This window comes from Nocardia arthritidis NBRC 100137 (genome assembly GCF_001612765.1).
Classification (GTDB): Bacteria; Actinomycetota; Actinomycetes; order Mycobacteriales; family Mycobacteriaceae; genus Nocardia; species Nocardia arthritidis.
The window spans coordinates 140,267-164,138 of record NZ_BDBB01000011.1 but is presented as its reverse complement, the minus strand read 5'-3'; the positions used below and the strand labels follow the sequence as shown (position 1 = coordinate 164,138).

Here is a 23,872-nt window from a genome sequence, read left to right as displayed (position 1 = left end):
CACGCGGGAGGACGGTGACGCGAAACGTCGGCTGAACGCATGTGGAATTATGGGTGGCAATCACCCCGCTACCGAGCCTGAACGGACAAAGCGGGCATTATGGGCATCATGATCTTCGCTACCGATCGGCACGCCGCATGCACGTAACCGCACTCGAATGGGCCATCACCGTCGTGGTGATCCTCGGATTGTTCGTCTTCGACTTCTTCGCCCACGTCCGTACCCCGCACGAGCCGTCGTTCCGTGAATCCGGATTCTGGTCCGCGGTCTACATCGGGCTGGCGGTGCTGTTCGGCGGCGTGGTCGCCTGGCAGTGGGGTTCGACCTACGCGGGGGAGTACTACGCGGGTTTCGTCACCGAGAAGGCGCTCTCGGTGGACAACTTGTTCGTCTTCCTGATCATCATGTCCACCTTCGCCGTGCCGCGGATCTACCAGCAGAAGGTTCTGCTGATCGGCATCGTGCTCGCCCTGGTCATGCGCGGTGCGTTCATCGCCGTCGGCGCGGCCGCGATCAACGCGTTCAGCTGGGTGTTCTACCTGTTCGGGCTCTTCCTCGTCTACACAGCGGTCAAGCTGCTGCGCGAAAGCGGCCACGAGGTCGAAGTCGAGGAGAAACGCGACAGCAGGATCGTCGCCCTGGCCAAGCGCGTGCTGCCCACCACCGACGAATACGACGGCGACAAGCTGGTGACCAGGATCGCCGGCCGCCGGGCGGTCACGCCGCTGTTGCTGGCGTTGCTGGCGATCGGATTCGCCGATCTGCTCTTCGCGCTGGACTCGATCCCGGCCATCTACGGCCTGACCGAGCAGCCCTACCTCGTCTTCACCGCGAACGCCTTCGCCCTCATGGGCTTGCGCCAGCTGTACTTCCTGATCGGCGGGCTGCTCGACCGGCTGGTCTACCTGTCCTACGGACTGGCGGCGATCCTCGCGTTCATCGGCGTGAAGCTGGTGCTGCACGCCCTGCACGAGAACACGCTGCCGTTCGTCAACGGCGGCGAGCACGTCGCGGTCCCGGAGATCTCCACGCCCGTCTCGCTGGGCGTGATCCTGGTGATCCTGGTGGTCGCGACGGTCGCCAGCCTGCTGCGGACGCGCGTCCGCGCCGACCGTTAGCCGGTCAGGACGCGAAGGCGCCGAAGACCGGGGCCCACTCCACGGCGCGGACGTCGTCGATCAGGTCCTCCCGGGCGAACGGATCCTGGGCGAGCAGGTTCTTCAACTGCCCCGCGTCCTCCGAGCGGAAGATCAGCAGCGCTCCGGACCCGTCCGGGTACGGACCGCTGCTGAGCAGGGCGCCCGACTCGAGCAGGCCGGCCAGCCAGTCACGGTGCTCGGGACGGTGCGCGTCCCGGTCGGCGATGGTGGACTCGGAGTAGGCGTAGTGGACGGCGAAGATCGGCACGGGTATCGCTTCCTGTGGGACGGACTCAGAGCGTCAGCAGCATCCGAGTATTGCCGAGAGTGTTGGGCTTCACATAGCTCAGATCGAGGAACTCGGCCACGCCGGTGTCGTAGGAGCGGCACATCTCGGCGTACACCTCGGCGGTGACCGGGGTGCCGTCGATCTCGACGAAGCCGTGCCTGCCGAAGAACTCCACCTCGAACGTCAGCACGAACAGCCGCCGCAGCTCGAGTTCGCGGGCCACCGCGACCAGTCGCTGCACGATGAGCTTGCCCACACCGGAGCCCTTGACGTCGGGGTGCACCGCGACCGTGCGCACCTCCCCGAGGTCCGCCCACAGCACGTGCAGCGCGCCGCAGCCGACGACGCGGCCGTCGAGTTCGGCGACCCAGAACTCCTGTACCGCCTCGTAGAGGGTCACCAGGTTCTTCTCCAGCAGGATCCGGCCCGCGTAGACGTCGATGAGGCGCTTGATCTCGGGCACATCGGAGGTTCGCGCGCGTCGGACGACCGGGCGGGAACTCTGCGCGGCAGAAGCCGCGCCCGGATGCGCGTCGCTGGTCGAACCACCTAATGGTCCCCGAGAGGTCATGGGGTGCACAGTAGTCGGCCCGGCTACCGATACTCTGAACGTGTGCCGCGGATCAACTCGTTCAGCTCATCGCGTCGCGCCGGGTGGCGCGACGCGATGACGAGGCGGCCGTGACCGAGCATGTCGCCGGTGAGGCGAAGGCATGAGCGTGCAACCCGACGAGACGGACCGCCCCTGGAGCGCGCCCGCCCCGCTCCGGCCCGGCTTCGCGCCCGCCCAGGCCGAGACCGGGCCGCCGCTGCTGAACATCGCGAACGTGCTCACCATGCTGCGCATCGCGATCGTGCCGCTGTTCGTCGCGGCGCTGTTCGTCGGGGACGGCCACGAGACCGGCTGGCGAATCGCCGCCGCGGCGCTGTTCGGCCTCGCCGCGATCACCGACCGGTTCGACGGGCAATTGGCTCGCAAATACGGCCTGGTGACCGATTTCGGCAAACTGGCCGATCCCATCGCGGACAAGGCGCTGATCGGGTCCGCGGTGATCGGGCTGTCCCTGCTCGGTGATCTGGCCTGGTGGATCACCCTGGTGATATGCGGGCGTGAGGTCGGCGTCACACTGCTGCGTTTGATCGTGGTGCGGCGCGGGGTGATCCCGGCCGGGCGTGGCGGCAAGCTCAAGACGCTGGTCCAGTCGCTGGCGATCGCCATGGTGCTGTTGCCGCTGTCGGGCTGGGTCGCCGGGATCGGATTGCCGCTGATGTACCTGGCGGTCGCGCTGACCGTGGGCACCGGACTGGACTACGTCGGTCAGGCGGCCCGGGTGTGGTTCGCGGGCGGCCCCGGGCGGACGCGCGGCACATGAGTGATCCCTTGATCGCCGACCTGCCCGCCATCGATCTCGTGCGTGCACTGGTGACCGTGCGGCAAACCGTCGCCACCGCCGAATCGCTGACCGCGGGCCTGCTCGCGGCGACCATCGCCGGGGTGCCCGGGGCCAGCGCGGTGCTGCGCGGTGGTCTGGTGGTGTACGCCACGGACCTCAAGCACAGCCTCGCCGGTGTGGACGCGGAGGTCCTCGCGACCGAGGGACCGGTGGCGGCGAGCACCGCCGAACAGCTGGCCGTCGGCGCCCGCACACGCTGCGGCGCGGACTGGGGCGTCGGTCTGACCGGCGTCGCGGGCCCCGATTCGCAGGACGGGCATCCGGTCGGCACGGTCTTCCTCGGACTGGCCGGTCCCGGGCATACCGAAGTGATGCGGTTGAAACTCTCCGGCGACCGGTGGACGATCAGACTCGGTGCGACGCGCACGGCGGTGGCGGAATTGCTGCGGTGTGTGCGGGAGGCGGGCGCGGGCCCGGCCGACCGCGTCGGGCGGAGCGGCTGAGGTGCCCCGGGCGGGAACCAACCGCCCCGGCTCCGACGTTGTGCCAGAAAGAACGGCATGCGTGGGGTCGAGAATCGTGTCGGCCCGGCGACCGGGAGCGAAGGAGAACGAGATGACGCTGCTGCGAGAGGCCATCGGGGACAGTCTGCGGCGTGCGCGTCTCGCCCAGAACCGGACGTTGCGCGAGGTGTCGACATCGGCGCGGGTCAGCTTGGGCTATCTCTCCGAAGTCGAGCGCGGTCGCAAGGAGGCCTCCAGTGAATTGCTGGCCGCCATCTGCGCAGCGCTGGACGTCCCGCTGTCGCGGGTGCTGTGGGATGTGAGCACGCTCATGGCGGGGGCCGACGGGCCGACGGCCGGTGCGCCCGCGGACGACGCCGCGGCCGCGGCCGCCGTCGAGTCGGAGCGGACGGCGGCCGAGCCTGCGGCGCAGGACGAATCCGCGCCCGCTCCGGCGACGGCGAGTATGTCGGCGGCCGACGCGGCCGCGCGGCCGCTGCCGCTGGCGGAGGACACGCGGATCGTCATCCCCGCTCCGCGATCGGACATGCTCGTCCTGGTGAAGGGCGTGTGACGCGCTACGAGACGTGGCCACGGCGGCAACGCTGCGGGCCGCCGCGGAAAGCGGATAGATTCTCCCTAGGCGTCGGATGGGCCGGGTTCGCCCGGCCCGGGTGCCGCATGGTGGAGGATAGGCACATATCGGGTGCGTGACGGTCGCGCACTGGAGTCGCGCCGGAGCGCGGCATGTCAGATGGAGGCGGGATCAATCGATGGCTAGTCCGTTCGTCAAGGCCTGGAAATACCTGATGGCCCTCTTCGATTCGAAGATCGAGGAGCACGCGGATCCGAAGGTCCAGATTCAGCAGGCTATCGAGGAAGCCCAGCGGCAGCACCAGGCCCTCTCCCAGCAAGCCGCGTCGGTCATCGGCAACCAGCGCCAGCTGGAGATGAAGCTGAACCGGCAACTGGACGAAGTCGAGAAGCTCAACGCCAACGCACGCCAGGCCGTCCTGCTGGCCGATCAGGCCACCGCGGCGGGCGACACCGAGAAGGCGATCCAGTACACCAACGCCGCCGAGGCGTTCGCCGCGCAGCTGGTCACCGCCGAGCAGTCCGTCGAGGACCTGAAGGTCCTGCACGACCAGTCGCTGCAGGCGGCCGCCCAGGCCAAGAAGGCCGTGGAGCAGAACGCGATGCTGTTGCAGCAGAAGGTCGCCGAGCGCACCAAGCTGCTCAGCCAGCTGGAGCAGGCCAAGATGCAGGAGCAGGTCTCCGCTTCGCTGCAGCAGATGGATTCGACGCTCTCGGCGCCGGGCAGCACGCCGAGCCTGGACGCGGTACGCGAGAAGATCGAGCGTCGCTACGCCAACGCGCTGGGCGCCGCCGAACTCGCGCAGAACTCGGTGCAGGGCCGGATGCTGGAGGTGCAGCAGGCCAGCATCCAGATGGCCGGGCACAGCAAGCTGGAGCAGATCCGCGCGTCCATGCGCGGCGACCAGCTGCCTGCCGGTGGCGCCCAGCCCGCCATCAATCCGGCGCAGGCGAATTCGGCGCAACCGCAGATGAACAAGGGGCAGGCCGCGCAGCAGTAACCGCTGCGACCGGGCGTTCGGCGAACACGTGTCGGTGGGGGCTGGTTCACTGGAAGACAAGGCGTGGGGACCCGACCGGCCGGCCGTCGGCCGAGTCGGGTCTCGGTCTGTCCGATGTGTGCAACCGGTGGGAGAGAAGGTATGAGCGGCAGTGTATTTCGCGAGCGGCAGCTCGACGCGCGGCGCCTGCGCGGGTCGGCGATGATCCGGGCACAAGCCGCGCTCGCGCCACAGCCGGGCAGCCTGCCGGACAGCCTTCGCGAAGTGGGCGAGAACGCGCTCGTCGCCGTGCGGCGCTGGGCCGATCCGCGCGAGCGGGAGCTGCGCCGCCGCCGCAGGGCTCGCCGCCGCAGCTTCCAGCTGGGCACCGTGTCCGGTCTCACCACGGCGGGAACCGTTGGCCTCGTTGTCGTTTCCGCGCCGGTGTGGGCCGTGGTCATGCTCGGCGGCGGGGCGGTCGCGCTGGTCACCGGTGCGGCGCTGAGCACTCGCCGCTATCTGCGGCTGCGGGGCGCGCCGCTGCCGCAGGCGGCGTTCGTTCCGCGCAAGCAGCCGCCGTTGTGGTCGAACGCGCGCCCGTCGATCGCGCGTCTGGCGCGCGGGGAGAAGGCCTTGCACGGGCTGGGCGTCCACATCGCTCGTTCGCATCGGCTGCCCCCCGACGAACTGGCCGACATGCTCGAGACAGCCGCCTCGGGCGCGGCGGCGCTGCACGCGCTGGCCGCCGACATCACGGCGATGGAACAGGGCCTCGGCGCCATGGGAAGCGCGAATTCGCCCGTCGCGGTGGCGCTCACCGAGAACCTGCGGCTGACCCTGGCCAGGCTCGACGCGGGCGTCGAGGAGTACGAGCAGGTCGTGGCCGCTGCGGGCCGGATTCTCGCGGTTCCGGAGAACACCGTGGTGCGCCACCACTTCGACACCATCGTGGCGGATCTGCGACACGCCTCCGATCGGCTGGACGGGTGGGCCCAGGCCCTCATCGAGGTGGCCGACAGATCGGTGCCCGCGTCGCCGCGGCCACCGATCTGATCGGACCGGGTTCAGTTCTGCCGGTCCCGGTGGCGGAGTTCCTCGGCCCTGGCGCGAAACGCCGCGCCCATCAGTTCTCGGCTCTCGGCCATGAGGTCGAGCACTTCCCAGGACGCCTTACGGGCGGCCGATCCGACGATCCCCGCGATCGCCGAACCGTGCCGCCGTGCCGCGGCCGCGAGTTCCTGCGCCAGCTCGTTCGTGTTGTCCATCGAGTCCCGGCCGTCACCTGAGATTCGGTGCATGACTGTGTGCTGATTGGGGTGTCTGCGTCATTGGATCATCCCTTCCCTGTTGTCGCGCAACGCCACTGTGCGTTCGAGATCAGAGTACATCCGTGCACTGAAGTCGCGTACTAACCGGTTTGTGACAGCGCCGACAGCGTCCGCGAACGCCTGAGCGCGCAGCGGTCGCCCGCGCGGTCGGTAGGCTGCGGCGATGCGGTTTCTCTCGACTCGCGGGGGCGACGGTGGGGTGGTCGGACTGACGAGCAGCCTGGATCGCTGGCTGGTCGGCCGCAGTGCGCGCGTGCGGCCGACCCCGGCGGACCGGGTGCTGAAGGCGTTGAGCACGTCCGCTGACAAGAATCGCTTGTGGATCGCGCTCGGGGCGGTCCTGTTCGTGGCCGGGGATCGCTCGACCCGGCGCGGCGCGGCGCGCGGGCTGCTGGCGCTGAGCATTGCCAGCGGCGTGGCCAACGGCGTGGCGAAGCCGCTGTTTCCGCGCCGCCGTCCGCCGGACGAGTCCGTCCCGTTCGTGCGCAGGCTGGTCGCGCCGCCGGACTCGTCGTCGTTCCCGTCTGGGCACTCGGCTTCCGCGGCCGCCTTCGCGACGGGCTTGGCGCTGGAATCGCCCGGGGCGGCCGCCGCGGTGGCCCCGGTCGCCGCCGCAGTCGGCTATTCGCGCGTGCACATCGGCGTGCACTGGCCCTCCGACGTGGTCGCGGGCGCGCTGTTCGGTGCTGCGGTCGCGCTGGGCACCCGGCGGTGGTGGGCGGTGCGCGACGACGGGCCCGCCACCCTGGGGCCGGTCGAGCATGTGGACGCGCTGCCGGGCGGCGCCGGGCTGCTGCTGATCGGTAATCCGCACGCGGGATCGGGCGGTGGCGACGACGCGCTCGCCACCCTGCGTGACCGGCTGCCTGCCGCCGAAGTGCTCGAGCTCGGCGGCGACGAGGATGTCGAGGCGCGGGTCGGCGAACTGCTGCGGCGCGACGACATCGTCGCGCTCGGCGTCGTGGGCGGAGACGGGACGGTGTCGGCGGTCGCGGAGTGCGCGGTGCGCCACCGGTTGCCGCTGGCGGTCTTCGCGGGCGGCACGCTCAACCACTTCGCCAGGGACGCTGGAGTGGAGGACACCGCGGTGACCCTCGCCGGGCTGGAAACGGGCCGAGCGGTCCGCGTCGACGTGGCCGAGGTGTGCTTCGACGACGCCGAGCGGCGCGTCTTCGTCAACACCGCGAGTCTCGGCGGTTATCCCGATTTCGTGCGCGTCCGCGAGCGCTGGGAGCGCCGGATCGGTAAATGGCCCGCCGCGGGAATGGCCATGGTGCGCGTGCTGTTCCGGGCCCAGCCGCTGCACGTCACCATCGATGGCGCCCGCGCCGCGCTGTGGATGCTGTTCGTCGGCAACGGCACCTACCACCCTGCTGCCCAGATCCCGATGTCGCGCCCGGAGTTACACGGCGGCACTCTCGACGTCCGCTACCTGCGCGCCGACGTCCGCTTCTCGCGGCTGCGGCTGGTCTTCGCGACGTTCACCGGCACGCTGGAGTATTCGCCCACCTACCGGTATCGCCGGGTCTCTCGCGTGGACGTGCGGGTGGCCGAGCAGCCGGTCTCCTTGGCCACCGACGGCGAGGTGGACCACCGCGGCAAGGACTTCCGGTTCACCAGCGGGCCATCGGCGCTGGTGCTGCTCAAGGGCGCACCTGGCGCTTCCGATGCCGCGCCGCGCGGGATGCGGTGAATGTCCAGATAGCTATCTGATTGCTGCGTGTCTGTGATTTATGCTTCGCGTCGGATAATTGGGCATTGTCCTGTTTGATCGTGGAACGCGAGGGTAGTTGCCACCCTGTAGCTGATCTCGTCCGGCTTCGTCTGGGGCCGGGAACATGCACTACTGGGCAGGAGCACGTCATGCTTGATGTTTCCTACCGTCGATCGCTGCTCGACCAGGACACGCAGCGGCTGGATGTCAGCCGGTATCTGTCGTGTGAGGCCGCCGAGGACCCGGTGCGGCTGTCGCGCAGAGCGCAGCGCCTCGCAGGCCCCGACGTCACCGATCGACCCACAAGCGATTGAACCCTTTTCTCAGCACGTGCGGTGGTCGGCCGCGTTCTGTCGGGCTGCCCGTCGTACGGACGAACTGCGGAGGAACCCATGACTGAAATGCTGGAAACGCTCATCGGAAGCTCGGTGTACGGTCCCGAAGGCGAGAAGATCGGCAAGGTCAAGCGGGTCTACGTCGACAACAGTTCTGGATCACCCACCTGGATCGCGGTATCCACCGGTCTGTTCAGCGCCGACGCCCTGGTCCCGCTGGCCGGGGCCGAGCATCGCCCCGAGTCGGCCACGCTGCAGGTGCGGGTCGGCAAGGACGCGGTGAAGGCCTCGCCCCAGCTGGACCACAACGGGCAGATCAGCCCGCAGGCCGAGCAGGAACTGTTCGATCACTACCAGATCGACCCGGAGCAGGCCGCCTGGGACGTCTACGGCAGGCAGCCGGTGCCGCAGCCGCGGCGAGCCCGCCCCGAGATGACTCGCCCGCCGGAGGAGCGCGCCGGGCAACCGGGAGACGCCGCCCCGGCCCGCATGCGGACCTATCCGGGGAGCGAGGAGGAGACGCTGCGCATGCCGCCGGCGGGCGAGCGGGCGCGCGTGGGACGTGAGCCGATGATCGACTCCTACGCCGTCGACACGGCCGATCTCGGTATGCGGGAACCGGACGGCGTGCCGCACGACGACCCACTGGCCGGAGACCTTCCGGACGCCGAGCGCCGACGGGGCTGATCGGGTAGGTGGGGTCCGGCCGCGCCGACCGCGCGGCCGGGCCCCGCTCCGTTCGCCTACGCGATATGCCGGGAGAAAACCCCGATCGGCGCCCCGCGGGCGGTCGACAGCGTCCGGGGGAACCCTGATTTCCACCCCCATATCCCGCCTCACCTGGTGATTCACGCTCACCCGGATGTCATGATCGAAGCGTAAACGGACTTCGGGAGGCATCGAAATGTTGTGGAAGATCATCGGTATCGTCGCGGTCGTCTGGATCGCGCTGACGGTCATCGGCGCGCTGATCAAGGGCCTGTTCCCCATCCTGGTGATCAGCGCCGTCGTGTTCGGGCTGTACCTGCTGTACAAGGCGGTGGCGGGCTCGGGCAACTCGACGGTGAGCAAGTTGTAGCGGGAGAGGCGGCGGCGCGGCGCCAACCGATCCCGCGCCGCGACGCGGGTGTGATCGGCTCGCACGCGGGTGTGGCAGGCTAGGCGGATGCGAGTAGCCGTTGTCGCAGGGCCCGATCCCGGTCACGCGTTCCCCGCTATCGCGTTGTGCCTGCGGTTCCTGGCGGCCGGTGACGAGCCGGTCTTGTTCACCGGTCCGCGCTGGTTCGACGCAGCGCTCGCCGCAGGCATCGGCGTGCGCAGACTCAAAGGCCTGGCGCCGCGGCCGGTGGACGACGACGCCGACGCCGGACAGCGCATCCACGAGCGGGCCGCGCACATCTCCACCGAGATCCTGCCCGAACTGAGCGCCATGCTGCCCGAACTGGTGATCTCCGATGTGCTGACCGCGGGCGGCGGGATGGCCGCGGAGCGGCTCGGCGTCCCGTGGGTGGAACTGTCCCCGCATCCGCTGTACCTGCCGTCGAAGGGGTTGCCGCCCATCGGAAGCGGGCTCGCCCCCGGCACGGGTCTGCGCGGGCGGGCGCGCGACGGTGTACTGCGCGGCATGACCGCGCGTGCCCTCCGGAACGGGCGCCGCCAGCGCGAGCGGGCCCGCGAGAGCGTCGGTCTCCCGGCCGTCGACCCGGGTCCCGCCGCTCGCCTGATCGCCACCCTGCCCGCGCTCGAGGTGCCGCGCCCCGACTGGCCGGAATCCACCCACGTGATCGGCCCGCTGCTGTGGGAGCCGACCGACGCGGTTCTGGACCTTCCGCCCGGTGACGGTCCGCTGGTCATGGTCGCCCCCTCGACCGCGCACACCGGCGTGGCGGGCATGGCGGAGACCGTGCTCGAGGCTCTGGACGGAACCGGTGTCCGCGTGGCGATTTCGATGCTGGACGCGCCGCCCGCCGACCTGCCGCCGTGGTCCACGGCGGGGCTGGGGCGGCAAGACGAACTGCTGACCCACGCGTCCGTCGTCGTGGGCGGCGGCGGACACGGCCTGCTCGCCAAGACGCTGTCCGCGGGCGTCCCGATCGTCACCGTTCCCGGCGGCGGCGACCAGTGGGAGCTGGCCAATCGTGCTGCGCGGCAGGGCAGTTCGATCGTCGTGCGGCCGCTGTCGCCCCATGCCGTCCGCGCCGCGGTCCAGGAGATCCTCGCCGACCCCCGCTACAGCGCGGCGGCCAGGGACGCCGCCGCCGCGACCGAGTTCCCGGATCCTGTCGGCCTGTGCCACCAGGTTCGCCACGCCGTTCACTACTGATCGAGTGGGTGCCGCTGACCTGGCCACGCGCGGAATGGGAGTAAGTTCGGGACGGTGCGGTTGACCGAATTCCAGGAACTGTTGCACACCGAGTTCGGTGTGGCCCGGGGCGACGCCCTGCTGGCCGACCATGTGATCCCCATGTTGGGCGGGCGTACCGGCGCCGACGCCATCGAGGCCGGGATCGATCCCCGCGACGTGTGGCGAGCCCTGTGCGCCGAATTCGACGTGCCCAGGGCGCGCTGGTGAGCGCCCCGGGGCAGGTGGAGCGGGACGAGCCGCTGTACCGATTCGACGAGCGGCAGCGGATGATCCCGCACGACCCGCAGCGGCTGGCCGCCCGGGTGGCGCAGGCGCGCCCCGACGACTTCGCCGGCTACCGGCAGACCGGCATCGAGCTGATGTTGCTCGGCCGCTACGACGAGGCGCTCGATCACCTCGATCGCGCGCTGGAACTGGTTGATACGGAGCGGCGCAGGATCAGTGTCTGGATCAACCTGGGTGACGTCTACCGCTACCGCGGCGACGTCGGCACCGCCGAGACGTTGTACCGCCGCGCCGTGGCGCACGCGCGAGCGGCCGCTCCGGAAGTGCTCTCCTTCGCCGTGCAGCACCTGGGCAAGGCGCTCGCCGAGCGCAATCATCTTACCGAGGCGCGCGCGCTGCTGACCGAGGCGATGCGGCTGCGCGTCGCCGAAGGCGATCCCGAGGAGATCGAAGCCACCCGCGCCGCGCTGGACACGCTGGGCGAGCTGCCGATCCCGTTGCCGCCCACCGTCGCGGCGCTGTTCGGCGAGGCGTCGAGCTGGTCGGACGAGCACGAGGGCCTCAGCGGTGGGGTGGTGTGGGTCGACGGCGCCTACTGGCTCAAACGCGGACCGAAGGCGGTCGCCGAGTACGAGCGGCTCACCTGGTTGCGCGAGCGCGGGATTGCCGTACCGGAGGTCGCGGCGTTCGAAGACGACGTCATGGTGCTCGCGGACGCGGGCGCGCCCAGCCTGGCGGCGCGAGCGAAGTCCGGCAGCGCGCACGCGGCGTCGATCGGCGCCGTGCTGGGCGGGCTACTGCGGCGGCTGCACAGCATTCCGGTCACCGAGTGCCCCTTCGACGGCCGCCTCGATGTCGTTCTGGCACAGGCGCGCCGCAACGTCGTCGAAGGGCTCGTGGACGCGGAGGAGTTCGACGAAGACAACCGTGGAACCACCCCGGCGGACGTGCTCACGCGGCTGCTCCGGCAGCGCCCGGCCGGGGAGGACCTGGTGGTGGCGCACGGTGATTTCACCCCGCCGAACGTGCTGGAGAACGAGATCGTGCTAGACGTGGGCGCGCTCGGCGTGGCCGACCGCTACCGCGATCTGGCACTGGCCGTCCGCGATCTGCGCGCGGACTTCGGCGACGTGGAAGTGACGGCATTCTTCGCGGCCTACGGGCTGACCGATCCGGACGAGAGCCGCTTGGAGTACTACCGGCTGCTCGACGAATTGTTCTGAGCTTCACGCTTTTCGCGCGTAGTGGCGGGCCGCTTTGGTGCGGTTGCCGCAGGTGGCCATCGAGTGCCAGCGGCGGGTGCCGTTCTTCGAGGTGTCGTAGAAGAACAGCACGCATTCCGGGTGCGCGCACTGACGGATCCGATCGGGCGCGGCGCGCAGCAGTTCCACCAGGTTGTCGGCGGCCAGCCAGGCGGGCAGCCAGGCTTGTTCCGGCACCTCCACCAGGTCGGCGGGTCCGGTCTCGGTGAGTGCGCGGCGGATGCGGCCGTGCGCCAGCACGTCGTTGAGCCCCGCGGGGGAGGCGTGCGCCACCACGTCGTAGATGGCCGTGCGCGCGGCCAGTACCGCGTGCAAGGTGGCCTCGTCGGCGATGGCGCGCTCGGTGAGGCCGGCGGTCGCCAGCCAGGTGCGCAGTCCGGCGACCTCGGTGAGCAGGTCCTGTGGTCCGTGCTCGATCCATCTCGTGTTCAGCAGATCGAGCGCCAAGGGTTCACCGAGGTGGGGGCGTGGATCGGGCATGCCCGAGGGTATCGAGTGCGTGTCGAAGTCCAGGGCGGCCACCTCCTGTCTAACTGATCAAATCATTTTAGGTGGTTGACCCGAGTGGCGTCGGCCGGTATGTTCTAACTGTTAAAACAGTATTGAACGGTCAAATATTCCGAGGAGGAACCCATGACCGCGGTCGCCGCACCTCAGCTCGCCACCGGGCACATCGGCCTGAACGTCTCCGATCTGGATCGTTCGGTGGACTTCTATCGCCGAGCCCTCGGCTTCGAGCAGCTCGCCGCGAGCGCCGACGAGCAGCGCCGCTGGGCCTTCCTCGGGGCGGACGGCAAGTTGGTCATCACGCTGTGGGAACAGAGTGACGGCGCCTTCTCCACCGAAACGCCCGGCCTGCACCATCTTTCGTTCCAGGTCGACAGCATCGACCAGGTGCGCGCGGTGGAGCGGGTGCTGCGTGAGCTGTCGGTGGCCTTCGCGCACGACGGGGTGGTGGCGCACGGTGAGGGCGTGGCCTCGGGTGGGATCTTCTTCACCGATCCCGACGGCATTCGCCTGGAGGTCTACGCGCCCAGCGGCGCGGAATCCGCGCCCGCGCCCAGCGGCGCCGCCCCGACCTGCGGCTTCTTCTGATCCGGTCGTCCGCGAAGCGAAGGGAGCATCGTGGCTGAGCCGTTTCATCGCGGAGAGGTCGCCGTCCAGCGCCGGATGGGCCAGGCGGACATCGCCGAACGGGTCGGCCGCATGATCCGTCCCGATATCCCCGCGGTCGCCGCGGGGTTCCTGGCCGAACAACGGATGGTCGTGCTCGCCGCCGCCGACCCGGCGGGCAGGTTGTGGGCGAGCGAGCTGGTCGGGCAGCCGGGTTTCGTCCGGGCGGTGGACGACCGGACGATATCGGTCGGCGTCCGGCCCGCGGCCACCGATCCGTTGCACGAAGCGCTGACCCATCGCCGCGGCGTCGGCATGATCGCCCTGCAACCGCAGCGGCGCAGGCGGATGCGGGTCAACGGCAGATCGACGCCCGAGGGCGCGGGCCTGCGCATCGTCACCGACCAGGTGTACTCGAACTGCCCCAAGTACATCTCCCGGCGTGAGATCGAGAGTTATACGCCCGCTGCCGAGACGCCGACGGTGCGTCACAGTGTCGAACTCGATGCCGATCAGCGGGCCGCGATAGCGGCGGCCGACACGTTCTTCGTCGCGACCGCGGACGCCGACGGCAACGCCGACGCCTCGCATCGCGGCGGGAATCCCGGCTTCCTCCGCGTGCTTTCGCCCACGCGGCTGCGCTGGCCGGATTACCGGGGCAATTCGATGTTCATGACGCTGGGCAACATCGAGGTCAACCCCCGGTGCGGGATCCTGATCCCCGATTGGTCCACGGGCGCCACATTGCAACTCACCGGCACGGCCGAGTTGATTTGGGCCGCCGACACTTTCGCGGCCGGTGCACAATGCTCCCTCGACTTCACCGTCGAGGAGGTGGTCGAGCGGCCCGGGGGAGCGCTGCGGTGGGGGCCTGCCGAGCTGTCGCCGGTCAACCCCTGAACCTCACGAGAAAGGAGCCGTCCCATGCGACCTCCCTTGCCACCGTTCGACGCGGAATCCGCGAAAGCCAAAGTGCGGGCCGCCGAGAACGCCTGGAACACTCGCGATCCAGAGCGCGTCGCCGCCGCTTACACCGAGGACTCGGTGTGGCGCAATCGTGCGGAGTTCTTCACCGGCCGCGCCGCCATTGTCGAGTTCCTCACCAGAAAGTGGTCCATCGAGAACGGCTACGCGCTGCGCAAGGATCTGTGGGCCTTCGAAGGCAACCGAATCGCGGTGCGTTTCCAGTACGAATGGCACGACGAGTCCGGCCGGTGGTTCCGCAGCTACGGCAACGAGCAGTGGGAGTTCGCGCCGGACGGGCTGATGTCCCGGCGGGAGGCCAGCATCAACGACGTCCGCATCGAGGAATCCGAGCGGCGCATCTTCGGACCGCGCGATCCGGGCGACGAGTCGGTGCTACCCCAGCACTGAGGAAGTTCTCCGGACCACGCGGAGACGGCGGCGTCCAGGCGACGCCGCCATCTCGTCGTTTCGGATCGTGCTCAGGCGGCGACGGCCTGCCGCTGGGCTTCGGATGGCTCGGCGTTCGCGCGCTGCCGGTGGAACAGGGCGAAGGCGACCAGCCCGAATCCGACGCCCACCGCGGCCGCGACACCGAACGCCGCGTCGAGCCCGGCGACGAAACGCGGCAGCGTCATCGGCTGCTCGGCGGTCGCCACACCGCGGAACACGGTGCCGAGTACCGCGACGCCGAGGGCCAAGCCCAGTTGCCGCGCGGTGTTCACCGCCCCCGCGGCCGTGCCGGCCTGCTCCGGGGCGACGGCCGCCATGCCGACCGACGCCAGCGCGGGCGCGTTGACGCCGATCCCGAGGCCGATCACCACGAACCCGGGTATCAATGCGAGCCAGGAGGACTCGGGGCCAACGAGCATGAGCAGCCAGGCGCCCAGGCCGACCACCATCAACCCCGCTCCGATGGTCCACTTCGGTGCGACATCGTGCAGTAGCCGCCCGAACGCGCCCGCCACCACGAACGCGGTGGCGGCCATCGGAAGCATCGCCAGGCCCGCGTGCAGTGGTGACATGTGCAGTTGCTGCTGCAGCCACAGCGAGATCAGGGGACTGCTCGCGAACGCGGCGAACGTCTGCCCGGACGCGCCGAACAGGGTCGCGCCGAAGTCGCGGTTGCGCAGCAGTGCCAGGGGGAACATCGGGGCGGCACCGCGCGCCTCGACGAAACCGAAGACCAGTGTCCCCGCGGCGCCCAACGCGAACGCGATCACCGCGGCCGTGTCGGTCCAGCCGTGCTCGCCACCGCGGATGACGCCGTAGGTGACCGCCGTCGCGGAGGTCGCGAACGACAGCGTGCCCGGCACGTCCACCACTCGGTCGATCCGCCGCCGCGAGGGTGGGAACACCGTGGCGGTCAGGGCGATCGCCAGCACGGCGATGGGCAGGTTGACGAAGAAGATCCAGCGCCACGACAGCGCTTCGGTGAGGACCCCGCCGAGCACCACGCCGATTCCCGCCGCCGCTCCGGACACCGCGCCCCAGACGCCGAAGGCGACGCCGCGGTCGCGGCCGGTGTAGGTGGCCCGCGGACGCGGGACCGGAGAAGCCGGTCGATTTGTCCCCGGCCGACGAGGCGATGCTCGCGCTGCTCGGGCGGGACGGGCGCGCCCCGTACGCTCAGCTCGCCGCCGAGACCGGGTGGACGGCGCCGCGGGTCGCGCGGCGGATGGCCGAGTTGACGGCAGCGGGCGTGCTGTACTTCGACGTCGATTTCGCGATCGAGCGGATGGGCTACGGGGTGCGCGGCGCGCCGTGGCTGCGCGCGCGTCCCGCCGATCTGGACGCGGTGGGGCGCGCGATGGCGACGCATCCGGAGATCGTCTTCGTCGCCGCCACCACCGGGCCGTCCAATATGTTCGCCTCCATCATCTGCCGCGACACCGCGGACCTCTACCGGTACGTGACGGGTCGGCTCGGCGCGCTGGACGGGATCACCGGCCTCGAGGTGACGCCGTCGCTGCGCGTGCTCAAGCAGGCGCAGACGCTGCTGGACACCGACCGGATCACGCTGGCGCCCTGATCGCACGGCATTTGCCGAGGAGGGTGCGGGCGGTGTGGAGGGCGCCGGGCGCGTCACTTGACTCGAACACCTGTTCGTCTAGTCTGGTCGCCAGAACTTGTCGGTGCCGGGCTCTACTGTAGGCGCCAACCACAGAACGAGACTCACCCGTCGAAAAGGGGATCAGGACATGGCACCACAGGCGTACGACCGGGACAAGGCGCTCGAACTCGCGCTGGCCCAGGTGGAGAAGAGCTTCGGCAAGGGCGCCGTCATGCGCCTGGGCGAGGAGGCGCGCCAGCCCATCTCGGTGATCCCCACCGGCTCCATCGCGCTCGACGTGGCGCTGGGCATCGGCGGCCTGCCGCGCGGCCGCGTCGTCGAGATCTACGGTCCGGAATCCTCGGGTAAGACCACCGTGGCGCTGCACGCGGTGGCCAATGCGCAGGCGGCGGGCGGGGTGGCGGCGTTCATCGACGCCGAGCACGCGCTCGATCCGGACTACGCCCGCAAGCTGGGCGTCGACACCGACGCGCTGCTGGTCTCCCAGCCCGACACCGGTGAGCAGGCGCTCGAGATCGCCGACATGCTGGTGCGCTCCGGCGCCATCGACATCATCGTCATCGACTCGGTGGCCGCGCTGGTGCCGCGCGCCGAGATCGAGGGCGAGATGGGCGACAGCCACGTCGGTCTGCAGGCCCGCCTGATGAGCCAGGCGCTGCGCAAGATGACCAGCGCGCTGAACAATTCCGGCACCACCGCGATCTTCATCAACCAGCTGCGCGAGAAGATCGGCGTGATGTTCGGCTCGCCGGAGACCACCACCGGCGGTAAGGCGCTGAAGTTCTACGCGTCGGTGCGCCTGGATGTGCGCCGCATCGAGACGCTCAAGGACGGCAGCGACGCGGTGGGCAACCGCACTCGCGTGAAGGTCGTGAAGAACAAGGTCTCCCCGCCGTTCAAGCAGGCCGAGTTCGACATCCTCTACGGGCACGGCATCTCCAAGGAGGGCTCGCTCATCGACATGGGCGTCGAGCAGGGCTTCATCCGCAAGTCCGGCTCCTGGTACACCTACGAGGGCGATCAGCTCGGTCAGGGCAAGGAGAACGCCCGCAAGTTCCTGCTGGAGAACGTCGACGTCCGCGACGAGATCGAGAAGAAGATCAAGGAGAAGCTCGGCATCGGCGCCGACGTGACGGCCGATGCGGCCGCGGAGGTGCCCGCCGATTTCTGAGCCGATGAACCGCCGCCGCTCACCCGGGGCATCTTCGGCCGACCCCGGGGCCGACGTCGTGCAGGACATGCGGCGCCGCCTGGAAGAACTCCTGTCCGCCTCTGGTTCGCCGAACGGTAGCCGGCCGCGCGGACAGGATTCCGAGCTCGTCCGGAGTGCCGAAGGTGGTTCGGTTGCGCCGGACACCATGGGAACTCGGCCGGATGCGTCCGATCCGCAGCGGGCGCGTCCGGCTGGGTCCCGCCGCGGTCACCGCGGGGAGCGCGCAGGTTCGTCCTCGGCCGACTCCGGCCGGCCCGAGGGCCGATCGGCGGATCCGGTGGCGGCCGGATCCGAAGGCGGGACGGTCGAGCAGGCGAAGGAGGCGTGTCTCCGCTTGCTCGCCGTCCGCGCCCGCAGTCGTGCCGAACTGGCCCAGCGTCTCGCCGCCAAGGGATATTCACCCGAGGTGAGCGAAGGGGCGCTCGACCGCCTCACCGAAGTCGGCCTCATCGACGATGCCGCCTTCGCCGAGCAATGGGTGCACTCCCGCCACGCCTTCTCCGGTAAAGGCAAGCAGGCGCTCGCTCAGGAACTCCGGCGCAAGGGCGTCGCGCAGTCGGACGTCGCCGCCGCCCTCGACGCCATCACCACAGACGACGAGGAGACGCGCGCCGGCGAGCTGGTCCGCCGCAAATTGCGCTCCTTGCCGCGAGACCTGGACCGGGACAAGATGATTCGTCGTCTCGTCGGCATGCTCGCTCGGCGCGGTTACAACCAGGCCACGGCCTATCGCGTGGTCAAAGCCGAATTGGCCGATCGAGGGGCTGGGGGCGACCTCGACGAGCCCGTCGACTGAGCTTCGGCCCACGGCCGCTCGCGGCGATGGCGTGGCCGGATCGCGCGAAGCCGTATCCCGCTCACAACTGCGTTCCACGCCGGTCGGATACGCGGGACACGGATGGTGGGTGCGGCTACCGGCTCGGTAGCGCGAGTGATGGTTACCGCCGCGACCCGCGCGGGGCCGGCGTGCCCGGCGCGGCGCAGTTCGCCAGGGAAAGAGAACGACTCGTCGAAGAGCGGGTCGGCGGTACGGCTGGTCATCGGTCATCAACTCCCGCAGGTATGAAGCACTGATGACCGTCCCACCGGTCGAATTCCGGGGATCGGCGTATGCCTACGAGATCGGCGGGACGCCGCCGAGGGCACGAGTGTTGCGCTCATCTCGCGCGCAACACCGCGGCGCCTCGATCGGCGCCGCCGGGCATTGCCGCGCAGTAGCCAGTTCGCTTGCGCGGCAACGACTCCGCGGTCGGCTCAGGGCTTCTTGCCGATGTCGACACCGGGTGCCGCGTCGGTGATGATCGAGTCCGCGGCAACGACGGCGCCGCCGCCCTTGCCACGTTTGCGCGCCCGCAGCCGTCGTTCGAGCCTGGTGGCAACGAGCGTCAACGCGCTGTTGAGGGCGATCATGATGATCGCGATGATGATCAGCGCCGGAATCGTGTTCTGTTCGGCCGCGCCGAGCTGCTGGCCCGAGCGCACCACCTCGACGTAGGTGATCTGGTAGCCCAGCGCCGAGTCCTTCAGCGCGACCACCATCTGCGAGATCAGCGCGGGCAGCATCGCCGTGATCGCCTGCGGCAACAGGATCAATCGCATCAGCTGGTTCTTGCGCATGCCCAGTGCGACCGCGGCCTCGGTCTGTCCTTTCGGCAGCGAGCGTATGCCCGCTCGCACGATCTCCGCGATGACCGAGCCGTTGTAGACGGTCAGGGCGGTGACCACCGCGGCGAGCGCGAGATCATCGGACTTGAACACGTCGTACTCGGAGTACACGGCGAACAGGAAGATCATCAGAATCAGCACCGGGATGGCACGCGCCACCTCCACGATCGCCCCCGCCACCCAGCGCACGATGCGATGATCCGACATCCGCAGGACGCCGAAGACCATGCCGAGGACCAACGCGAACACGATGGACAGCAGCGCGGCCACGATCGTGCCGCGCAGACCGGGCAGCAGATAGGTCGACCAGACCTCGGCCTCCAGGAACGGCTTCCACTTCTCCGCGGTGAACTGCCCCTTCTCGGCGAAGCCGCGGTAGAGCAGCCAGCCCGCCGCTGCCACGGCGGCCAGCGCCAGTACCGAGTAGATATTGTTGCGCAGCTTCGCCTTCGGCCCCGGCGCGTCGAACAGGACCGAAGCGCCTGCGCTCATACCAGCGCCTCACTGACGCTCATCGAGCCACCTCGTACTTCTTGGCCAGCCAGCCGAAGAACAGGCCGGTCGGCAGGGTCAGGATCACGAAACCGAGCGCGAAGATCGCACCGATCGCCAGGACCGCGGCTTCGGTCTCGGTCATTTCCGCCATCAGAGTCGCCGCTTCGGCGACACCGATGGCGGAGGCGATGGTGGAGTTCTTGGTCAGCGCGATCAGGACGCTGCCCAGCGGGGCGATGACCGAACGGAATGCCTGCGGCAGCACGACCAGCCGCAGATTCTGCAGGAAGCCGAAGCCGAGCGAGCGCCCCGCCTCGGACTGCCCCATCGGCACGGTGTTGATGCCGGCACGCAGCGACTCGCAGACGAAGGCGGCGGTGTAGATGCTCAAGCCGACGACAGCGAAGCGGAAGTTGTTCTGCGCCAACGAGTCCGGCCCCTCACCGGCGAGGCGCCAGCCCATCGTCGTGTAGAGACCCAGCGACATAGACACGATGATCAGCGTGAGCGGGGTGTTGCGGAAGATGGTGACATAGGCGGTGCCGACCCAACGGGCGACAGGCACGGGAGACACGCGCAAGCCCGCGACGACAGTGCCCAGGATCAGCGCGCCGACCGCGGAGAGCACGGTCAGTTGAATGGTCACCCAGAAGGCTTCGAGGATTTGGTCGTCATACCTCGAGATCAGGTCGAACACGGCGGACGCGTCCCTCCGATCAGGTCTCGATGGTCAGGGAAGTGCGGTGGGTGGCCCGCGCCGGGCCGAGGCCGGGCCACCCGTCCGGATACGGGAGGTCAGTACCGATTCACGGTCGGCGGCTGCGGGGCCTGGTAGCCGGACGCGCCGACAGTCGAATCGAAGGCCTTCTTCCAGGAACCGTCGGCGATCATCGCCTCGACGGCGTCGTTGATCTTGTCCCGCAGTTCCTTGTCGCCCTTCTTCAACCCGATGCCGTAGTTCTCCGTGGTGAACGGCTTGCCGACCACCTTGAACGCGCCGCTGCTCTGCGCGGCGTAACCGGCCAGGATGATGTCGTCGGTGGTCACCGCGTCCCAGGACCCGGCGCGCAGGCCCTCGAGGCAGAGCGAGTAGGTGTCGTTCGTCTGCAGTTGGGTGTCGGGGAAGTTCTTCTCGATGTTCTGGGCCGGCGTGGAGCCCTTCACCGAGCAGACCTTCTTGCCCTTGAGGTTGTCCGGGCCGTTGATGTCGGCGTTGTCGGCCCGCACCAGTAGCGATTGCCCGGCGATGTAGTAAGGGCCGGCGAAGTCGACCTTGTCCTTGCGCTTGTCGTTGATCGAGTAGGTGGCGACGATGTAGTCGACCTGCCCGTTCTCGATCAGCGTCTCACGCTGCGGCGACGGCGCCTCCTTGAACGTGATCTGGTCCGGCTGCACGCCCAGTTTCCCGGCGACGTACCTGGCCACCTCGACATCGAAGCCGCTGTAGGACCCGTCCTTGTTCCGCAGGCCCAGACCCGGCTGATCGAACTTGATGCCGATGGTGAGTTTGCCGTCCTTGGCGTTGTCCAGGGCGGACTTGTCGCTGCCGCCGCCGCACGCGGTGGCTGTCGCGGCGGCGAGTGTCAGGGCGATCGCTGCGCCGCCGATGCGCAGAGCGCGTTTGATCCTCATCGAGTTCCTTCTCCCTATCCGTGGGTGCTGGCCGCTGTCCGGCAGATCAGTGGCTCAAAATCTTGCCCAGGAAGTCTTTGGCCCGCTCCGACTTCGGGGCGGTGAAGAACACCTCCGGCGGCGCGTCCTCCACCACCTGGCCGTCGGCCATGAAAAGCACCCGGTTCCCGGCGCGGCGTGCGAAGCCCATCTCATGGGTGACGACCAGCATCGTCATCCCCTCCTTGGCCAGCGACACCATCACCTCGAGCACCTCGTTGACCATCTCCGGGTCCAGCGCGGAGGTCGGCTCGTCGAACAGCATCACCTTCGGGTTCATCGCCAGCGCCCGGGCTATGGCGACGCGTTGCTGCTGCCCGCCGGACAGCTGCGCGGGGTACTTGTCGGCCTGATCGGCGATGCCGACCCGGTCGAGCAGTTGCATCGCGCGGGCGCGGGCGTCGTCCTTCTTCACCTTGCGGACCTTGACCGGCGCGAGCATGACGTTCTCGACGATCGTCTTGTGCGCGAACAGGTTGAACGACTGGAAGACCATGCCTACGTCGGCGCGCAGAGCGGCCAGCGCGCGGCCCTCCGCGGGCAACGCGACGCCATCGATGGCGATGTCGCCGGAGTCGATCGGTTCCAGCCGGTTGATGGTGCGGCACAGCGTCGACTTACCGGAGCCCGAGGGGCCCAGAACGATGACGACCTGCCCTCGCGGGACCTCCAGCGTGATGTCCTCGAGTACGTGCAGGTCGCCGAAGTGCTTGTCCACATTGCGCATCAAGATCATCGGCGGCGCGCTGGTGGCGGCGCTGACGTCCCCGGCAGAGGCGTCCCCGGTCGTGCCCGGAGCGGCGGCGTCGTCGGTCATGGTCATGACCTTAGGCAAAAATCGGGGATTTGCCCGGCTTTCCGCGACACACCGTCTCGCCGCGCCGATTCGACATGTGCGCGTAACCTCGCGGCCCCTTCGGCGTCGGCGGCAGACGCCCGGAGCCTGCGCCGATGCGCGCGAAAACCGCCGGAGGCCGCCCCGTACCCTGGATGGGTGGATTCGATCGGACAGGCACTGTCGGCTCCCGCCGAGGGCGCAGCACGCAGTTACGAGGTCCGCACCTTCGGCTGCCAGATGAACGTGCACGATTCCGAACGCTTGTCTGGTTTGCTGGAGGACGCGGGATACGTGAAGGCCGCGCCCGGCGCGACGGCCGACCTCGTCGTCTTCAACACCTGCGCGGTGCGCGAGAACGCCGACAACAAGCTCTACGGCACGCTCGGTCACCTGGCGCCGACCAAGGCGAGCCATCCGGGCATGCAGATCGCCGTCGGCGGCTGCCTGGCGCAGAAGGATCGCGACGTCGTGGTGCGCAAGGCGCCGTGGGTGGACGTGGTCTTCGGCACCCATAACATCGGCTCGCTGCCGGTGCTGCTGGAGCGGGCCCGGCACAACCGGGAAGCCCAGGTGGAGATCCTGGAGTCGCTGGAGGCGTTCCCGTCCTCGCTGCCCGCCAAGCGCGAATCCGCCTACGCGGGCTGGGTTTCCATCTCGGTGGGCTGCAACAACACCTGCACCTTCTGCATCGTGCCCGCCCTGCGCGGCAAGGAGGTCGACCGCCGCCCCGGTGACGTGCTCGCCGAAGTGCAGGCGCTGGTGGACCAAGGCGTGCTCGAGGTGACGCTGCTCGGCCAGAACGTGAACTCCTACGGCGCGTCGTTCGCCGACCCGAGCGAGCCGCGCGACCGCGGCGCGTTCGCCAAGCTGCTGCGCGCGTGCGGGCACGTCGACGGCCTCGAGCGGGTCCGCTTCACCTCGCCGCACCCGGCCGAGTTCACCGACGACGTGATCGAGGCCATGGCCGAGACCCCGAACATCTGCCCGCAGCTGCACATGCCGCTGCAGTCCGGCTCGGATCGGGTGCTCAAGGCGATGCGCCGCTCCTACCGCAAGGCCCGCTACCTCGGGATCATCGACAAGGTCCGCGCCGCGATGCCGCACGCCGCGATCACCACCGACATCATCGTGGGCTTTCCCGGCGAGACCGAAGAGGATTTCCAGGAGACCCTGGATGTGGTGCGGCAGGCGCGTTTCACCAGCGCCTACACCTTCCAGTACTCCAAGCGGCCCGGCACGCCCGCCGCTGACATGCCCGGCCAGCTGCCCAAGGCCGTCGTGCAGGAGCGCTACGACCGCCTCATCGCGCTGCAGGAGGAGATCTCCTTGGCCGCCAACCGGGAGCTGATCGGCACCGAGGTGGAGTTGCTCGTGGCCGAGGGTGCGGGCAAGAAGAACGCCGCGACCGCGCGCATGAGCGGCCGCGCCCGCGACGGCAGGCTGGTGCACTTCCGGCCGGGCGGCACCGCCGAGCCGATTCGCCCCGGCGACCTGGTCACCGTCGACATCACCGCCGCGGCGCCGCACCACCTCGTCGCCGATGCCGCGATCAAGACACACCGCCGCACCCGCGCCGGTGACGCGCACGAACGCGGTGTCACGCCGAAGACCGCGCCGATCGGCGTGGGGCTCGGACTGCCCCGCATCGGTGCGCCCACCCCGGAACCCGCGGCCGCGGGCTGCTCGACCGGCTGCGGCGCATGACCACCGGC

29 protein-coding genes are annotated in these 23,872 nt (G+C 69.4%); 20 read left to right on the top strand and 9 right to left on the bottom strand.

Features of this window, described 5'->3' with window-relative positions; genetic code table 11:
* Positions 1–137 precede the first annotated feature (137 nt).
* Positions 138–1,118: a TerC family protein gene (locus tag NA8_RS10795; RefSeq protein ID WP_063050220.1), complete on the top strand. Its 981-nt coding sequence runs from the start codon at positions 138–140 to the stop codon at positions 1,116–1,118.
* Positions 1,119–1,122: 4 nt separating this feature from the next.
* Here NA8_RS10795 and NA8_RS10790 read toward each other — a convergent pair whose 3' ends face one another.
* Complete coding sequence (locus NA8_RS10790) at positions 1,123–1,407, bottom strand: YciI family protein (RefSeq protein WP_063050219.1); 285 nt, start codon at positions 1,405–1,407, stop codon at positions 1,123–1,125.
* Between the two features lie 25 nt (positions 1,408–1,432).
* On the bottom strand, positions 1,433–1,999 hold the full coding sequence (locus NA8_RS10785) for an amino-acid N-acetyltransferase (RefSeq protein WP_084466674.1): 567 nt from the start codon (positions 1,997–1,999) through the stop codon (positions 1,433–1,435).
* Between the two features lie 142 nt (positions 2,000–2,141).
* Between NA8_RS10785 and pgsA the strand changes: the two genes are divergently transcribed.
* The 5 genes from pgsA (at position 2,142) to pspM (ending at position 5,952) form a co-directional block, all read left to right on the top strand.
* Positions 2,142–2,801 (top strand): CDP-diacylglycerol--glycerol-3-phosphate 3-phosphatidyltransferase, encoded by a 660-nt coding sequence (gene pgsA, locus NA8_RS10780; RefSeq protein ID WP_063050217.1) that lies wholly within the window; start codon positions 2,142–2,144, stop codon positions 2,799–2,801.
* The gene (locus NA8_RS10775; RefSeq protein ID WP_063050255.1) at positions 2,798–3,325 is read left to right on the top strand and encodes a CinA family protein; all 528 of its coding nucleotides are present in this window, start codon (positions 2,798–2,800) and stop codon (positions 3,323–3,325) included. Before pgsA ends, NA8_RS10775 begins: the two co-directional genes overlap by 4 nt.
* 112 nt (positions 3,326–3,437) lie before the next feature.
* Positions 3,438–3,899, top strand: coding sequence for a helix-turn-helix domain-containing protein (locus NA8_RS10770; protein ID WP_063050254.1), 462 nt, complete (start codon positions 3,438–3,440; stop codon positions 3,897–3,899).
* 199 nt (positions 3,900–4,098) lie between these two features.
* A complete protein-coding gene (gene pspA, locus NA8_RS10765; RefSeq protein WP_062974061.1) occupies positions 4,099–4,920 on the top strand; it encodes a phage shock protein PspA in 822 nt (273 codons plus the stop codon).
* Positions 4,921–5,061: 141 nt separating this feature from the next.
* Entirely contained in the window at positions 5,062–5,952 is an 891-nt protein-coding gene (gene pspM, locus NA8_RS10760; protein WP_245663762.1) for a phage shock envelope stress response protein PspM, read from the top strand.
* Positions 5,953–5,963: 11 nt separating this feature from the next.
* Here the strand turns inward: pspM and NA8_RS10755 are convergent, their stop codons facing one another.
* Positions 5,964–6,197 (bottom strand): hypothetical protein, encoded by a 234-nt coding sequence (locus NA8_RS10755; RefSeq protein ID WP_157106635.1) that lies wholly within the window; start codon positions 6,195–6,197, stop codon positions 5,964–5,966.
* A 193-nt stretch (positions 6,198–6,390) separates the two neighbouring features.
* On the opposite strand from NA8_RS10755, the gene NA8_RS10750 reads away from it, so the two are divergent.
* From NA8_RS10750 to NA8_RS10730, 7 genes are all read left to right on the top strand, one after another.
* Positions 6,391–7,920, top strand: coding sequence for a bifunctional phosphatase PAP2/diacylglycerol kinase family protein (locus tag NA8_RS10750; protein WP_084466673.1), 1,530 nt, complete (start codon positions 6,391–6,393; stop codon positions 7,918–7,920).
* 170 nt (positions 7,921–8,090) lie between these two features.
* Positions 8,091–8,255, top strand: a complete 165-nt coding sequence (locus NA8_RS33680) for a hypothetical protein (protein ID WP_157106634.1) — start codon at positions 8,091–8,093, stop codon at positions 8,253–8,255.
* A gap of 78 nt (positions 8,256–8,333) precedes the next feature.
* Positions 8,334–8,963 (top strand): PRC-barrel domain-containing protein, encoded by a 630-nt coding sequence (locus tag NA8_RS10745; RefSeq protein WP_084466672.1) that lies wholly within the window; start codon positions 8,334–8,336, stop codon positions 8,961–8,963.
* 217 nt (positions 8,964–9,180) lie between these two features.
* Positions 9,181–9,354, top strand: a complete 174-nt coding sequence (locus tag NA8_RS34325) for a hypothetical protein (RefSeq protein WP_169810484.1) — start codon at positions 9,181–9,183, stop codon at positions 9,352–9,354.
* Between the two features lie 87 nt (positions 9,355–9,441).
* Positions 9,442–10,599, top strand: coding sequence for a glycosyltransferase (locus NA8_RS10740; protein ID WP_063050214.1), 1,158 nt, complete (start codon positions 9,442–9,444; stop codon positions 10,597–10,599).
* Positions 10,600–10,653: 54 nt separating this feature from the next.
* Positions 10,654–10,848: a DUF3046 domain-containing protein gene (locus tag NA8_RS10735; protein ID WP_062974051.1), complete on the top strand. Its 195-nt coding sequence runs from the start codon at positions 10,654–10,656 to the stop codon at positions 10,846–10,848.
* On the top strand, positions 10,845–12,089 hold the full coding sequence (locus NA8_RS10730; RefSeq protein WP_245663761.1) for an aminoglycoside 3'-phosphotransferase: 1,245 nt from the start codon (positions 10,845–10,847) through the stop codon (positions 12,087–12,089). Before NA8_RS10735 ends, NA8_RS10730 begins: the two co-directional genes overlap by 4 nt.
* A 3-nt stretch (positions 12,090–12,092) precedes the next feature.
* Here NA8_RS10730 and NA8_RS10725 read toward each other — a convergent pair whose 3' ends face one another.
* Positions 12,093–12,608, bottom strand: coding sequence for a CGNR zinc finger domain-containing protein (locus NA8_RS10725; protein ID WP_063050250.1), 516 nt, complete (start codon positions 12,606–12,608; stop codon positions 12,093–12,095).
* A 153-nt stretch (positions 12,609–12,761) separates the two neighbouring features.
* On the opposite strand from NA8_RS10725, the gene NA8_RS10720 reads away from it, so the two are divergent.
* From NA8_RS10720 to NA8_RS10710, 3 genes are all read left to right on the top strand, one after another.
* On the top strand, positions 12,762–13,223 hold the full coding sequence (locus NA8_RS10720; RefSeq protein ID WP_063050213.1) for a VOC family protein: 462 nt from the start codon (positions 12,762–12,764) through the stop codon (positions 13,221–13,223).
* Positions 13,224–13,298: 75 nt separating this feature from the next.
* Positions 13,299–14,141, top strand: coding sequence for a pyridoxamine 5'-phosphate oxidase family protein (locus NA8_RS10715; protein ID WP_063050212.1), 843 nt, complete (start codon positions 13,299–13,301; stop codon positions 14,139–14,141).
* Between the two features lie 24 nt (positions 14,142–14,165).
* A complete protein-coding gene (locus NA8_RS10710) occupies positions 14,166–14,615 on the top strand; it encodes a nuclear transport factor 2 family protein (protein ID WP_063050211.1) in 450 nt (149 codons plus the stop codon).
* Positions 14,616–14,686: 71 nt separating this feature from the next.
* On the opposite strand, the gene NA8_RS10705 is transcribed toward NA8_RS10710, so the two are convergent.
* Positions 14,687–15,688, bottom strand: coding sequence for an MFS transporter (locus tag NA8_RS10705; RefSeq protein ID WP_245663760.1), 1,002 nt, complete (start codon positions 15,686–15,688; stop codon positions 14,687–14,689).
* 83 nt (positions 15,689–15,771) lie between these two features.
* Here NA8_RS10705 and NA8_RS10700 point away from each other — a divergent pair, with 83 nt between their 5' ends.
* From NA8_RS10700 to recX, 3 genes are all read left to right on the top strand, one after another.
* Positions 15,772–16,236: an Lrp/AsnC family transcriptional regulator gene (locus tag NA8_RS10700; protein ID WP_245663759.1), complete on the top strand. Its 465-nt coding sequence runs from the start codon at positions 15,772–15,774 to the stop codon at positions 16,234–16,236.
* A 169-nt stretch (positions 16,237–16,405) separates the two neighbouring features.
* On the top strand, positions 16,406–17,449 hold the full coding sequence (gene recA / locus NA8_RS10695) for a recombinase RecA (protein ID WP_043728224.1): 1,044 nt from the start codon (positions 16,406–16,408) through the stop codon (positions 17,447–17,449).
* A gap of 187 nt (positions 17,450–17,636) precedes the next feature.
* Entirely contained in the window at positions 17,637–18,287 is a 651-nt protein-coding gene (recX, locus tag NA8_RS10690; RefSeq protein WP_084466684.1) for a recombination regulator RecX, read from the top strand.
* Positions 18,288–18,745: 458 nt separating this feature from the next.
* Here recX and NA8_RS10685 read toward each other — a convergent pair whose 3' ends face one another.
* From NA8_RS10685 to NA8_RS10670, 4 genes are all read right to left on the bottom strand, one after another.
* Positions 18,746–19,648, bottom strand: a complete 903-nt coding sequence (locus tag NA8_RS10685; protein ID WP_063050210.1) for an amino acid ABC transporter permease — start codon at positions 19,646–19,648, stop codon at positions 18,746–18,748.
* A 19-nt stretch (positions 19,649–19,667) separates the two neighbouring features.
* The gene (locus NA8_RS10680; RefSeq protein WP_063050209.1) at positions 19,668–20,348 is read right to left on the bottom strand and encodes an amino acid ABC transporter permease; all 681 of its coding nucleotides are present in this window, start codon (positions 20,346–20,348) and stop codon (positions 19,668–19,670) included.
* A gap of 98 nt (positions 20,349–20,446) precedes the next feature.
* Positions 20,447–21,283, bottom strand: a complete 837-nt coding sequence (locus NA8_RS10675) for a glutamate ABC transporter substrate-binding protein (RefSeq protein WP_063050208.1) — start codon at positions 21,281–21,283, stop codon at positions 20,447–20,449.
* Between the two features lie 46 nt (positions 21,284–21,329).
* Positions 21,330–22,058 carry an amino acid ABC transporter ATP-binding protein gene (locus NA8_RS10670; RefSeq protein WP_063050248.1) on the bottom strand — a complete coding sequence of 243 codons (729 nt, stop codon included), beginning with the start codon at positions 22,056–22,058 and terminating at the stop codon, positions 21,330–21,332.
* A 258-nt stretch (positions 22,059–22,316) separates the two neighbouring features.
* On the opposite strand from NA8_RS10670, the gene miaB reads away from it, so the two are divergent.
* Positions 22,317–23,864, top strand: coding sequence for a tRNA (N6-isopentenyl adenosine(37)-C2)-methylthiotransferase MiaB (gene miaB, locus NA8_RS10665; RefSeq protein ID WP_084466671.1), 1,548 nt, complete (start codon positions 22,317–22,319; stop codon positions 23,862–23,864).
* The last annotated feature ends 8 nt before the right edge of the window (positions 23,865–23,872 follow it).